This is a genomic window from Alteromonas sp. HB246098, from assembly GCF_054890645.1.
On the sequence record NZ_JBTZUG010000002.1, the window covers coordinates 355,181 to 369,033 of the forward strand.

General features: G+C 43.0%; 10 protein-coding genes. 7 read left to right on the top strand and 3 right to left on the bottom strand.

What is annotated here, in order from left to right:
- Positions 1 to 357: 357 nt before the first annotated feature.
- From tig to ACYTPF_RS07480, 6 genes are all read left to right on the top strand, one after another.
- A complete protein-coding gene (tig, locus tag ACYTPF_RS07455) occupies positions 358 to 1,662 on the top strand; it encodes a trigger factor (protein ID WP_118493310.1) in 1,305 nt (434 codons plus the stop codon).
- Between the two features lie 98 nt (positions 1,663 to 1,760).
- A complete protein-coding gene (clpP, locus tag ACYTPF_RS07460) occupies positions 1,761 to 2,390 on the top strand; it encodes an ATP-dependent Clp endopeptidase proteolytic subunit ClpP (RefSeq protein ID WP_461851756.1) in 630 nt (209 codons plus the stop codon).
- 75 nt (positions 2,391 to 2,465) lie between these two features.
- The gene (clpX, locus tag ACYTPF_RS07465; protein ID WP_269917387.1) at positions 2,466 to 3,740 is read left to right on the top strand and encodes an ATP-dependent protease ATP-binding subunit ClpX; all 1,275 of its coding nucleotides are present in this window, start codon (positions 2,466 to 2,468) and stop codon (positions 3,738 to 3,740) included.
- 335 nt (positions 3,741 to 4,075) lie between these two features.
- Entirely contained in the window at positions 4,076 to 6,427 is a 2,352-nt protein-coding gene (gene lon / locus ACYTPF_RS07470) for an endopeptidase La (protein ID WP_179984033.1), read from the top strand.
- A gap of 321 nt (positions 6,428 to 6,748) precedes the next feature.
- Entirely contained in the window at positions 6,749 to 7,021 is a 273-nt protein-coding gene (hupB, locus tag ACYTPF_RS07475; protein ID WP_012518978.1) for a nucleoid-associated protein HU-beta, read from the top strand.
- Between the two features lie 312 nt (positions 7,022 to 7,333).
- The gene (locus ACYTPF_RS07480; RefSeq protein WP_461851757.1) at positions 7,334 to 9,226 is read left to right on the top strand and encodes a SurA N-terminal domain-containing protein; all 1,893 of its coding nucleotides are present in this window, start codon (positions 7,334 to 7,336) and stop codon (positions 9,224 to 9,226) included.
- 218 nt (positions 9,227 to 9,444) lie between these two features.
- On the opposite strand, the gene ACYTPF_RS07485 is transcribed toward ACYTPF_RS07480, so the two are convergent.
- A complete protein-coding gene (locus ACYTPF_RS07485) occupies positions 9,445 to 9,615 on the bottom strand; it encodes a hypothetical protein (RefSeq protein WP_014950143.1) in 171 nt (56 codons plus the stop codon).
- 226 nt (positions 9,616 to 9,841) lie between these two features.
- On the opposite strand from ACYTPF_RS07485, the gene dapE reads away from it, so the two are divergent.
- The gene (dapE, locus tag ACYTPF_RS07490) at positions 9,842 to 11,017 is read left to right on the top strand and encodes a succinyl-diaminopimelate desuccinylase (protein ID WP_461851758.1); all 1,176 of its coding nucleotides are present in this window, start codon (positions 9,842 to 9,844) and stop codon (positions 11,015 to 11,017) included.
- 70 nt (positions 11,018 to 11,087) lie between these two features.
- On the opposite strand, the gene olsF is transcribed toward dapE, so the two are convergent.
- Positions 11,088 to 12,806, bottom strand: coding sequence for a bifunctional ornithine lipid synthase OlsF (gene olsF / locus ACYTPF_RS07495; protein ID WP_179984030.1), 1,719 nt, complete (start codon positions 12,804 to 12,806; stop codon positions 11,088 to 11,090).
- Positions 12,807 to 13,000: 194 nt separating this feature from the next.
- Positions 13,001 to 13,798 (bottom strand): UDP-2,3-diacylglucosamine diphosphatase, encoded by a 798-nt coding sequence (locus tag ACYTPF_RS07500; protein ID WP_461851759.1) that lies wholly within the window; start codon positions 13,796 to 13,798, stop codon positions 13,001 to 13,003.
- Between the last annotated feature and the right edge of the window lie 55 nt (positions 13,799 to 13,853).

Consider the following 13,853-nt stretch of genomic DNA (forward strand, 5'->3'; position numbering starts at 1 on the left):
TCTCTTATTCTCTGATCTTCTATCTTTCCTAAATAGCGTCTTAAACCGCTAGTCAATGTCGTTTTTCAATCTATTTTTCTTACTAGTTTCGCAATTTGTTTAAAATGCGTTCAATTGGTTGTTACAAACTTGTGTTTCCCTCTCGACTCTTGTGGTGTGCGGCTGTATACTACCGCGTCTTTTTTTAACCAGTACGTTTGTTTCAGGTTGGCTTTGTGGCACGATTTTGTGTCCTAACTTTGATTTTATAAACGTCGAATAACGACCTTCTACCCCGGAGTGATATGCAATCAATGCATGACGGGAGAGGGGATTGAGAACAAAACGCCTGTAGAGGCGTATAGTTGAGGTAACATAATGCAAGTTTCAGTCGAGACGACCCAGGGTTTAGAACGCCGTCTTACTATCACCGTTCCATCTGACACGGTTGATTCAGCAGTTAAGTCACGCCTACAGCAGTTGGCAAAAACACAACGCATCAACGGCTTCCGTCCAGGTAAAGTTCCTGTAAGCGTAATCAAAAAGCGTTTCGGCCAGGCAGTTCGCCAAGAAGTTGCTGGCGATGTTATGCAGCAAAACTTCTACCAAGCAGTCATTCAAGAAAAGATTCAGCCTGCTGGTATGCCAAAGTTTGAACTGACTAAAGACGAAGACGGTCAGGACCTAGAATTTGTGGCATCTTTCGAAGTTTACCCAGAAGTAGAAGTGAAAGGTGTTAGCGATATCGAAATCGAAAAGCCAGTAGTAGAAATTACTGACAAAGATCTTGATAACATGATGGAAACGCTTCAAAAGCAGCACGCGTCTTGGAAAGAAGTTAAGCGTAAAGCGAAGAAAGACGACAAAGTTATCATCGACTTCGTTGGTTCTATCGACGGTGAAGAGTTCGAAGGCGGAAAAGCAGAAGATTTCGCTCTAGAACTTGGTAAAGACCGCATGATCCCAGGTTTCGAGAAGCCACTAGTTGGCGCGAAAGCGGGTGAAGAAGTAACTATCGAAGTTACTTTCCCAGAAGATTACCACGCTGAAAACCTAAAAGGTAAAGACGCAGTTTTCCAAGCAACAGTTAAGAAAGTAGAAGGTCTAGACCTTCCAAAAGTTGACGAAGAGTTTGCTAAGCTATTCGGTGTTGAAGAAGGCGGCGTGGACGCACTTAAAGCTGAAGTTCGCAAGAACATGCAGCGTGAGCTAGACCAAACGCTTAAAGCACAAGTTAAAGAAGACGTAATTTCTAAGCTTGTTGAAGCTAACGAGATTGATATTCCTCAAGCGCTTATCGATCAAGAAGTAAACGCGCTACGCGAGCAAGCGAAGCAACGTTTCAGCCAACAAGGCGGTGGCCAGAATCTTCCAGACCTACCTGCAGAACTGTTTACTGACAACGCTAAGCGTCGCGTATCTATTGGTCTACTTCTAGGTGAAGTAATCAAAGAAAACGAACTAAAAGCAGACGAAGCTAAAGTTAACGAGATGATCGAAACTGCAGCTTCTGCGTATGAAGATCCACAAGAGGTTGTTGACTACTACAACAACAATCAAGAGCTTATGCAGCAAATGCAAAATGTTGCGCTAGAAGAACAAGCGATTGAGTGGGTTCTTGAGCAAGCAAAAGTTACTGAAGTAACTAAAGCTTTTGACGAGGTTATGAACAAACAGGCGTAAATTTTTACTGTCTGATTGACAATACTTGTCAGCAACTGCTTAAATGCTCGGAGCCTTCCGAGCATTTTTGTTTTTAACGCTAGATAATCAAGGTAGCTATGACTAATACCCCGTTTGACCCAATGAATGCACTTGTTCCTATGGTTGTTGAGCAAACCTCAAAAGGTGAGCGCTCATACGACATTTACTCTCGTCTTTTAAAAGAAAACGTAATTTTCTTGGTAGGGCAAGTTGAAGATCACATGGCCAACCTCATCGTTGCTCAAATGTTGTTCTTAGAAGCTGAAAACCCAGAGAAAGATATTTTCCTATACATCAACTCGCCGGGCGGGTCTGTGACTGCTGGTATGGCAATCTATGACACAATGAGATTTATCAAGCCAGACGTGAGCACAGTGTGTATGGGCCAAGCTGCGAGCATGGGCGCATTTCTACTATCTGCAGGAGCAAAAGGTAAGCGTTATTGTCTACCTAACTCTCGCGTTATGATTCACCAACCCCTTGGTGGTTTCCAAGGTCAGGCATCTGATTTTGAAATACATGCGAAAGAAATTCTGTCTATTAAAGAGAAGTTGAATCGCCTAATGGCAGACCATACTGGTCAAGACTATGAAAAAGTCGCGCGCGACACAGACCGTGATAACTTTTTAAGCGCAAGCGAGGCAAAAGATTACGGCCTGGTTGACCAAGTTTTAGCAAATCGATCTGACGTAGCCGGAACTAAGTAGTATAGTTATAGATGACCCGAGCCAGTGCATAGCACGAATTTGGTTTTCGGCTCGGGTAAGGCAGAGGCAAAAGTAATGAGTGATAAGCAAAGCGGTGACGGTGATAACAAGCTACTGTACTGTTCGTTTTGTGGCAAAAGCCAACACGAAGTAAGAAAGTTAATAGCAGGCCCGTCGGTATTTATTTGCGACGAGTGTGTTGAGTTATGTAACGATATCATTCGCGAAGAAATTAAGGAAATCGCGCCTAAGCAAAAGCAGGACGCTTTACCTAAACCAACTGAAATTCATGCTCATCTTGACGATTATGTTATCGGCCAAGAACATGCGAAGAAGGTGCTATCAGTAGCGGTTTATAACCACTACAAGCGTTTGCGCAATGGCGATGTTCACGAAGGCGTAGAACTAGGCAAAAGTAACATTCTGTTAATTGGCCCTACAGGTAGTGGTAAAACACTATTAGCAGAAACACTTGCACGTTTACTTGACGTGCCATTCACAATGGCTGACGCAACCACGCTAACGGAAGCTGGCTACGTGGGTGAAGATGTTGAGAATATTATTCAAAAACTACTTCAGAAGTGTGATTACGACGTTGAGAAAGCGCAGCGCGGTATTGTTTACATTGACGAAATCGACAAAATTTCTCGTAAATCTGACAATCCATCAATTACCCGTGACGTATCGGGTGAAGGTGTTCAACAAGCTCTTCTTAAGTTGATTGAAGGTACGGTTGCGTCGGTTCCTCCGCAAGGTGGACGTAAGCATCCTCAGCAAGAGTTCTTGCAAGTTGATACTTCTAAAATACTGTTTATCTGTGGTGGTGCATTTGCTGGCCTTGATAAGGTTATCGAGCAGCGCGCACAGAAAGACACAGGTATTGGATTTGGTGCAACGGTTAAGTCGAAAGATAACAGCAAGCAAATTAGCGAGCTATTCAAGCAAGTTGAGCCTGAAGATTTAGTGAAATATGGTTTGATACCAGAATTCATTGGTCGTTTACCGGTAGTGACAAGTCTTGAAGAATTGAATGAAGAAGCGTTAATTCAAATTCTGCGCGAGCCAAAGAATGCAATTACCAAACAATACGGTGCATTGTTCTCAATGGAAGATGTAGAACTTGAATTCCGTGATGATGCGTTAAATGCTATTGCGAAAAAAGCAATGGAGCGCAAAACCGGTGCTCGTGGCCTTCGCTCAATTGTAGAAGCCGTTCTACTTGATACCATGTACGACCTTCCTTCTATGGAAGACGTTAGCAAAGTTGTTATCGACGAAACGGTTATTCGTGGTGAATCGAAGCCTATTTTGATTTACGACAGTAATGAGAAAAAGGCGGCGTCTGAATAGACGTTAGCTAATCATGAAAAAGGTCCTGCGGGACCTTTTTTTGTATGTATCGGTAGATAATGGTTCGTAAGCAATCTTGTGATAACTGACAATAACTAATTCGCTGATACGGTTAATATTTAAGCGGGTAAGAGTGGTAAAGCTATCCTTTCTACTAGAATTTTTAGTTTTGTATTGCCATTCGGTGCAAAATCGATAATGGTTATATTAAGGTCGACAGGCCCCAGAGCAGGGAAGGTAAGGTTAAGGAATTAACACACTTTAATAAGTTTCGATTGAACTTTGCTCTTGCATCCCCATATAAAAATGACATTTCAAACTAATTGAGAACAAGTATGACAGTTGAGCGTGAAAATCGCATTGAAATTCCTGTGCTTGCCTTGCGGGACGTGGTTGTTTACCCGCATATGGTCATACCCCTATTTGTTGGGCGTGAGAAATCAATCCGTTGCCTAGAAGCGGCAATGGATAATGACAAACAAATTTTTCTAGTAGCACAAAAAGACGCGGGCGTTGATGAGCCTGAAGCAGACGATATTTACACTGTAGGTACCATTGCTACTATTCTGCAGCTTTTAAAGCTTCCTGACGGTACTGTAAAAGTACTTGTAGAAGGTAGCGTACGTGGTGAAATTGAAAGCTATAAACAGTCAGACCCTTTCTTTGTCGCTAACGTTGATAAGTTAGAAGATGAAGGCATTGATGAGAGTGAGCAAGAAGTCTTGATTCGCTCTGCAGTGTCGCAGTTTGAAGGCTATGTGAAACTGAATAAAAAAATCCCACCAGAAGTGTTGACTTCACTTAATGGGATTGAAGATGCGGCGCGCCTAGCAGATACCATGGCTGCGCACATGCCTCTTAAGCTTACTGAGAAGCAAAAAGTGCTAGAAATGCAGGGTGTTAATGAGCGCCTTGAATATTTGATGGCACTGATGGAAGGCGAAATTGATTTGCTGCAGGTGGAAAAGAAAATTCGCACCCGCGTTAAAAAGCAAATGGAAAAAAGCCAGCGCGAATATTATTTGAATGAGCAAATGAAAGCCATTCAAAAAGAATTGGGTGAGCTAGACGATGCGCCTGATGAGTTCGAGGCTCTTTCTAAGAAAATAGCTGACGCGAAAATGCCTAAAGAGGCTGAAGATAAAGCGAAAGCTGAACTTCAAAAGCTTAAAATGATGTCACCGATGTCAGCAGAAGCTACTGTGCTTCGAAGCTACATTGAATGGCTTACAAATGTTCCGTGGAATAAGCGTTCGCCAGTGAAGAAAGATCTTTCTCGGGCTGAAGGCGTGCTTAACGAAGACCACTACGGTCTTGAAAAAGTAAAAGAACGTATTCTTGAGTATTTGGCGGTTCAACAGCGCGTTAAGAAGCTTAAAGGCCCGATTCTCTGTCTTGTTGGGCCTCCTGGTGTGGGTAAAACTTCGCTTGGCCAATCTATCGCAAAAGCGACGGGACGTAAGTATGTACGTATGGCCCTAGGCGGCGTGCGAGACGAGGCCGAAATACGTGGTCACCGTCGTACTTACATTGGTTCATTGCCAGGTAAGCTCGTACAAAAAATGGCGAAAGTAGGGGTTAAAAACCCGCTGTTCCTACTTGACGAAATCGACAAGATGTCATCAGACATGCGAGGTGACCCTGCGTCAGCCTTGCTAGAGGTACTAGACCCTGAGCAGAACAACAGCTTCAGCGACCATTATTTAGAAGTGGATTACGATCTATCTGACGTGATGTTCGTCGCAACCTCTAACAGCATGAATATTCCTGGTCCGTTGCTTGACCGTATGGAAGTTATTCGCCTATCTGGTTACACCGAAGATGAAAAGCTTAATATTGCGAAGAACCACTTAATTGGTAAGCAAATGGAGCGCAATGGTCTTAAAGCGAAAGAGCTTGAGATTACAGATTCTGCTGTCATTGGCATGATTCGTTACTACACGCGCGAAGCAGGTGTTAGAAGCTTAGAGCGTGAAGTGTCAAAGGTATGCCGTAAAGCGGTTAAAGATATTTTACTTACGAAGAGCAAAGACAAGGTCATTGTTACTCAAGATAATCTTAAAGATTATCTTGGCGTTCAGCGCTTTGACTACGGTAAAGCCGACAAAGACAATCAAATCGGTCAAGTTACCGGTTTAGCTTGGACCCAAGTTGGTGGCGACTTACTAACTATCGAAACCACATCGGTTCCAGGTAAAGGCAAAATGACGTCCACAGGCTCTTTGGGCGATGTTATGCAGGAGTCAATCAAAGCAGCGATGACAGTGGTGAGAAGCCGTGCTGAAAAGCTTCGCATTAATGATGACTTTTATGAGAAGCGTGATATTCATGTGCACGTTCCTGAAGGTGCAACACCGAAGGATGGCCCAAGTGCCGGTATTGCAATGTGTACCGCTTTAGTATCTTCACTAACAGGTAACCCTGTGAAATGTGATGTTGCCATGACGGGTGAAATTACGCTTCGCGGTGAAGTACTTGCTATTGGTGGTCTAAAAGAAAAGTTACTTGCAGCACACCGTGGTGGTATTAAAACGGTAGTTATTCCAAAGGATAACGAGCGTGATTTGGAAGAAATTCCAGACAATGTGAAAAAAGATTTATCAATTCACCCAGTTAAATGGATTGATGATGTTCTTGATATTGCGCTTCAGGAACCTGTTGAAAGTTTCGAAGTGGTTAAAAAGTAACTTACACGTTTGGCTGCATACCTTTATTTTTAAAGGCGTGCAGCCTTGTTTTTGCTATAAAAATGCAATAATTGACTAAATTATGCGCATTAGACGAAAGAAAAGCTTATTTTTTTGAAAATAGGGCTTTCATGTCGCAAAAGTTGTGTTACCTTTAAGTGGTATTCGCTTGAAGCCTTGCCACAAAAGGGATTGCAGCGATTCATTTAAAAAGTTAATTATTTGTGACTGAAGCTTGATGTTAACGATCAAGCTTGCTATAACGTTCAAGCAAAATCGTTTTGGACAAACAGTATAATAACAATCGAAGGGGATCTAATTGTGAACAAGTCTCAACTTATCGACCAAATCGCTGCTGGTGCAGACATTTCTAAAGCAGCTGCTGGCCGCGCTCTTGACGCATTCACTGACTCAGTAACTGCGGCGCTAAAAGACGGCGACCAAGTTGCACTAGTAGGCTTTGGTACTTTCTCAGTTCGCGAACGTTCAGCTCGCAGTGGTCGTAACCCACAAACTGGTGAGACTATTCAGATTTCAGCAGCGAAAGTTCCATCTTTCAAAGCTGGTAAAGCACTGAAAGACGCTTGTAACTAAGCAAAAAAATTATAGAAAAAGGCGATGGCTAGTCCATCGCCTTTTTTATTTCTAAAGCAAAGAATTCAATATTGGGGTCAGAGTAACGACTCTGACCCCAATATTTTAAGAGTAAGAATTTCCCCTTTAGGCATGCCGATTTTCATACATGTCAGTGAAGCGCTTTAACTTGACGAAAGTCATTACAAATAGTGTGTTTTGACGTTTATATTCGGCTGCATTGGGTTATAATCATCGCTTATTTTACCTTGAGCTCGCCAGCAGGTGATAGATAAGGGTAATTGTAGTAAGCAACGGAGTTGAAGAACAATCATGCTAGAAAGAATCAGAGAAGGTTCTCAAGGCCCTTGGGCGATGGCGATTATTGCGCTTATCGTTTTAAGTTTCGTATTCGCAGGTGTTGGTAGTTACCTAACATCATCAGGTACTACAGCAGTAGCAACTGTCAACGGCGAAGAAATTTCGGCACAAGAACTAGAACGTGCATACCAAAACCAGCGTGCACAAATGGAGTCACAGTACGGCGAAAGCATCGCGCAGCTTTTCTCTAGCGAACAATATCTCGCAGATTTTAGAAAAAATGTACTGGACAGACTTATTGCTGAAAAGCTGATTCAGCAACAAGCTACCGATATGGGCTTGCGTGTAAGCGATGAACAGATTCGTGAAACGATAGTGCAAATGCCAGAATTTCAATTTGGTGGTCAGTTTGATAACGAGCGTTTCCAAGCTATTCTCCGCCAAAATGGTTTTCAAGTTGCAGACTTCCGCGATTACCTAAGAACGCAGATGACTCAGAATCAGTTGGCGGCAGCGTTAACGAATTCTTCATTTTCTCTAGATGGCGAAGTGCAACGAGCTAATGCTCTTCAACGCCAAACTCGTGATGCAAAATACGTATTAGTGAGCTCTGACGAGTTTGCTAGTTCTATCGAAGTAACAGACGCTGATGTAGAAGCCTTCTACAACAATAATATTGCCTCTTTCGATACTGAAGAGCAGGTGAAACTGGCTTATGTAAAACTAAGCGTTGAAGACCTTAAAGGTCGCGTTTCTGTAGATGAAGAAGCAGTACGTACTTATTACGACAATAACCTGGGAAGCTACGGCACTGAAGAAGAACGCCGAGTTTCACATATTCTTATCGAAACAGGTGATGATCGAGATGCTGCGAAAGCAAAAGCAGAGTCATTAAAAACTCAGCTTGATAATGGTGCTGACTTTGCAGTCCTTGCTGAAGAAAACTCTGATGACACCTTCTCGGCTGAGAACGGCGGTGACCTAGATTTCATTACACCTGAAATGATGGACCCAGCGTTCGATGAAGCTGCCTTTGCTTTAGAAAATGTAGGTGATGTATCTAACGTTGTTGAGACCGAGTTTGGCTTTCACATTATTAAGTTAACAGACATCAAAGAAGCGCAAGTAAAATCATTTGATGAAGTGGCTAGCGAAATTCGCGACACCCTTCTTTACGATGCGGCGATGGAAAAGTACTTTGAGCTTCAAAATACCCTAGCTGAGATTGCGTTTGAGGTGCCAGATACACTTGAAGACGCAGCTAATGCTGTAGATCTACCTATACAAGAGTCTGTGCTTTTCAGCCGAAATACGGCGCCTGCAGAACTAAGCTTCCCTGGTTTGCTGGATATTGCTTTCTCATCAGAGCTAGTTGAAGAAGGTCTTAACAGCGACATCATAGAACTTGATGACGAAACAGTTGTTGTTGCACGTGTTATTGAGCATCAACCACAACGTACTCAGTCACTAGATGAAGTTCGCGAAGGAATTGAAGCGTCGGTAAAAGCGGAAAAAGCGAAAGAAGCAGCAGAAGCTTGGGCCTTCGACATTGCACAGAAAGTACGAGCAGAGGAAAGTGTTGAAAGCGAACTAGCAGAAAAATCTGTAGCTTGGGAAACGGCAGCAGCAGTGCCAAGATCTGGCGGTACACTAGCACGCGCATTGGTTGACACGCTTTTCTCACTGGGTCTTGAAGGTGAAGATAAGGTTGACGTAGCAGCAACAGTTAACGGCGATGTTGCAGTTGTTATGCTAGAAGGCGTGAATGCTGCACCTGAACTTGAAACCGAGCTAGGTGAAAACCTGAAACAACGCCTTGCGCAAGTACAAGGTCAACGGGTTTATCAGCAGTACATCGATGCGCTTCGCGCAAATGCTGACGTGACTATTTCTGAGTCATTGTAAGTAGAATTGAGCCACTCAATAGATAGGTGGCAACAATAAAATAAATGATAAAAAGCCAGCTTAAATAAGAGCTGGCTTTTTTGATCGGCTTTATTATTTCGCCTGATGGCCGTTTAACTGGAACAGCAGCGTAATTAACACCTCGGTAATATTACTTACTAATCCCTTGGGCTATATTAGATTTGCACATAGGTAGCAATTCTATAAGTAAAAAAGAGCTAATTTGTTAAAAACAACATGAGTGTATAAAACGCCGCAATGACGCCAGATAGCACGAATATGTAAAGGAAACCTTGCTTGCCTTGTTCAAGGGTATACTTGTTTGCCTGCAAATAACCAAACCAAAGTAATGACAAGATAAGGGGTATTAAAACAATTATTTTTAACACGATGACGCCTTCTTTTAAGTTGTACTCTATTTATAACAATGTGAGTAGCTATAAACAAACATTAGGTGGCCAGTGGAAACTTTCATACACCTGCAGTAGTCTCTTTTTCTTCCATCCACGCAATACGGGCTTTGGCTTTACTGTCATGGCTTTGTCGCAAATCTGTTATTAGCGTGTCACTTTAAATTTGTGTAATAGACTCATGTTTCTAAATTGGGTTACGTGAATGTCAATTCAGCCTTTACCTTCTTTAGCGCCAGCGCGCAGTATTCACTTCGCCGAAGTATTAATGGCAAGAGAGTCTATCACTCCAATGGATGCGGGTTGTCAAAGCTATCTAATCTACAAGCTTGAAAAACTTGGTTTCACATGTGAGAAACATAAGATAAATGGCGTTAAAAACCTCATTGCCAGATGGGGGCAAGGGCCTATTCATCTAGCGTTTAGTGGCCACACTGATGTAGTGCCTCCAGGTCCTATCGATAAATGGAAATCACCGCCATTTAGCCCGGTTATAAGTGAAAATAAACTTTACGGGCGCGGCGCTGCCGATATGAAAACGGGCATTGCAGCTATGCTAGCAGCAACAGAGCGAACCATTGCCTCTTTAGATCCTAGCAATATGTCTTTCTGGTGGTTAATTACCAGTGACGAAGAAGGTGAAGCTGAATGGGGTTCAAAGTGGATAGCTGAATATTTGTCGTCTAAAAATGTCCAGCTTGATATGTGTTTAGTAGGCGAGCCTTCTGCATCTACAAGAACCGGTGATACGATAAAAATAGGCCGTAGAGGCTCACTTTCTGGCACTATTCACATTACTGGCAAACAAGGCCATGTGGCTTACCCAAAGACCGCGGTTAATGCTATTCATAAAGCAAGTAGTGTGGTTAATGCACTAACTCACTATCCATTTGATACGGGAAGCGATGACTTTCCTGGCACTACACTTCAAATAACACACATGGATACAGGAAGCTTCACTGATAACATAGTGCCTAGCTCAGTACGGATAGAGTTCAATGTTAGGTATTCGTGGCAGTTCAATCAAAACAGCCTGTCTTTACTACTACGCGATATTATCAAGAATATCGATGTACAGGCTCAAATTAGCTTTTCAAGGCCTTGCGAAACGTATTTAAGCAGCCCCAATAATGATGCAGAAAAGTGCCTCATTAACTGTGTTGAGAAAGCTATTAAGGGGGCTACCGGTCGTTATCCGGTAATAAGTACATCTGGCGGAACATCAGATGGGCGCTTTTTTGCGAGTGAGCGTACTCAGGTTGTTGAAGTAGGCGTGCCTAACACCACCATTCATCAGGTAAACGAACACATTCACTTATCGGATTTACTTACACTTGAAGATATCTATACGGATATTCTTAAAAATATTGGCGGTAGGTAATTGATACAGATATTCGTAGTAAATGAAAGAAGGGGGCGTATGTAATACGCTCCCTTATACAGTTTTAAGTTCAAGCCGTGGCTTTAAGTTGAATATCGGTCAAATAGCGTTTGCGTTTCTTCTCGGTAAGGCTTTGCATATCAACCACTACCAAGCCATCAATACAGTCGTTAAAATCTGGGTCGACATTGAATCCAAGGAACGCCACACCACCATCTTTAGCCACTTCGGAATATTGCTTATACAACGTAGGCACGTTAACGCCCATGTTAGCTAGTAGATGCTTTAACTGCGTAAATTCGGCCTTATAATCGCTACCTGTGAACTGATGCAAGGAATCTTGCGCCATTTGATAAGGGCGTTTACAGGTCGCTTCCCCGAACTTCGCAGGAAAATACGTAGTGTAGAATTGTACCAGTAGATCTTTAGCGGGCTCAGGATAGGTATTGCTTAGGGATACCGCACCAAAAAGGTACCGGTATTTAGGGTAACGACCTAAAAATGCCCCGATACCAAACCACAAATAATCTAAGCTGCGTTTGCCCCAGTAGCGAGGCTGTACAAAGCTTCGTCCTAACTCTAAGCCTTGCTTAAATAGTCTTTCGTTGTTTTTACTGTAATTAAATAAAGTTGCTGAGTAGAGTCCGGTAGGATGGTCGGGTGCGGTCAAAAGTTCTGCATCACCAAAACGATAAGCGCCCACGATTTCTAAATCGCTGTCATCCCAAAGTACAAGATGATAATAATAAGAGTCGTATTGGTCGATGTCTCTGCGCTTGTTAGTGCCTTCGCCCACTGCGCGAAATGCCACCTCTCGTAAGCGTCCTATCTCACGCATAATAGGCGAGCAGCTTTTGTGCTGATACAAGTAAATAGATTTTCCATCACCTGTTTCTCCTAGATGCTCACATTCTCGCATAGCTCGAGCCAGTTCTTTTCTGTCTTCTGGAGGAGCTATAGAAGCCTGTGTTTCGAATACGCCTTTTTTATTGTTCCCTATTCGATATAAATGGCGCTTGAACAGCTTTACCTGCTCTTTCAACGGAATAGACGTTTGCTGGTATGCTTCAAAAGGGATGAGTTCACCTATGCGCATGGGCAAGTGCTTTTTGCGTTGTTTAAACATCTCTTTTACCAGCAGGGCAGTGGCGAGTGGCTTGTATACCATGGACACGCCATAAAAAAGTGGGCTATTTTTAGCATCAATATAAACTGGTAATATTGGCGCTTTCGCCTGCTTCGCAATACGTAAAAAACCTGTGTGCCACCTGGTGTCACGAACGCCTTGCGGGCGCAAACGAGAGACTTCGCCTGCGGGAAAAATAAGTATGGCACCATCACTATTTAGATGAGATTGAATTGCGGTCAAATGCTGCTTTGGTGTACCGCCTTGCATGTTGTTAACCGGTAGCAGCATTTCGTGAAGCGGCTCGATTGCCATAAGCATTTCGTTAGCGACCACTTTCAAATCGTGACGCACTTCACTTACTAGCTTAATTAAGGCAAGAGCGTCAAGCGAGCCAATTGGATGGTTGGCAATGATCACCACTTTGCCTTCACTAGGAATTCGCTCTTTTTCTACATCGCGGGTGGAATAGCTGATATTAAAGTATTCCAATACTTGTTCGACAAAATCAATATCTTCATAGTGAGGGTAGGTTTCACCAAACTCTGTAATTTCACGTTCATGGAGTAGGTGTCTTAATACGAAAGACAGCGATTTAAACAGAATAGGGTTGTTCGCTACTTGAGGATAATGCTTGTTCAGTACGTCGTTTACAGTAAACATAGAACCTGTTTCTCTTTCGGTTTTGGCGAACAATAGCAAGACAATATGACGCTTTTTACACACTTTGATGGCAGTTATTTGACAGTGTTAAAAAGATGTTATGAGTGCTGGCTCGACAAGTTAGTTACGCGCAGATGCGTGCAGTAAAAGCATTAGAGGGGGCTATAAGTGCCCCCCTTTAAAAGATGCGGTAACTATGCTGCTTTTGAACGAGACGTTTTGGCTGCAATAGATGTTACTGTGGCTGACTCCAATGAATCGAGGTAATGGATAAGGGATAAATTACCATCCATGTCTTCAGACAATGCACTGCAATTCTCAACCCAGTCGCCATCATTAATGTAGTGAATGCTGTTTTCAAAACTACTTTCAGGGTGATGAATATGTCCGCAAACTACGCCATCCAATCCCATTTCTTCTGCGCGCTTACAGCATGCCTCTCGATAGCGAGCAATAGCTTCATTCGCACCTTTAATGTGCTTTTTGATATAACCTGCCAATGACCAGTATTCACGTTTTCGCCACGCCCTCAAGCGGTTAAACTCGCGATTTAAAAAGAGCAATAGGTCGTAACCTTTATCGCCAATCCACGCATGGAATTTGCCCATGGTTACATCGCCATCGAACTGATCGCCATGTAAAACCAAGTAACGCTTCCCTTGTGCAGTGGTGTGCACCAGTTCTCGCTCTATTTCTATATCACCGAAAGCCATGCCAGAGTATGACTGAATTGGCTCATCGTGGTTGCCAGGCAAGTAAACCACTCGCGTTCCTTCCTGGCTCATTTGCATAAACTTATGCATAACTTGATTATGGGCTTTTGGCCATCGAAATTGTCTGGTCATTTGCCACATATCAACAATGTCGCCCACCAAATATAAGGTGTCTACTGTGATGCTATCTAGAAAGGAAAGTAAGTATTCAGCTTTGCAATCACGGTTTCCCAAGTGAATATCTGAAAGCCAAAGTGTTCGATAGTGTGTCTTTTTCATAGCGGTTTTCCAAAGCGATGCCTTGGACCGTCACTATAGGTCTGCAAATTGACAC

Coding starts and splice junctions, on each gene's coding strand:
- olsF (WP_179984030.1), bottom strand. CDS start 12,806: ATGTTTACTGTAAACGACGTACTGAACAAGCATTATCCTCAAGTAGCG.
- ACYTPF_RS07500 (WP_461851759.1), bottom strand. CDS start 13,798: ATGAAAAAGACACACTATCGAACACTTTGGCTTTCAGATATTCACTTG.
- clpX (WP_269917387.1), top strand. CDS start 2,466: ATGAGTGATAAGCAAAGCGGTGACGGTGATAACAAGCTACTGTACTGT.
- lon (WP_179984033.1), top strand. CDS start 4,076: ATGACAGTTGAGCGTGAAAATCGCATTGAAATTCCTGTGCTTGCCTTG.
- clpP (WP_461851756.1), top strand. CDS start 1,761: ATGACTAATACCCCGTTTGACCCAATGAATGCACTTGTTCCTATGGTT.
- ACYTPF_RS07480 (WP_461851757.1), top strand. CDS start 7,334: ATGCTAGAAAGAATCAGAGAAGGTTCTCAAGGCCCTTGGGCGATGGCG.
- dapE (WP_461851758.1), top strand. CDS start 9,842: ATGTCAATTCAGCCTTTACCTTCTTTAGCGCCAGCGCGCAGTATTCAC.
- tig (WP_118493310.1), top strand. CDS start 358: ATGCAAGTTTCAGTCGAGACGACCCAGGGTTTAGAACGCCGTCTTACT.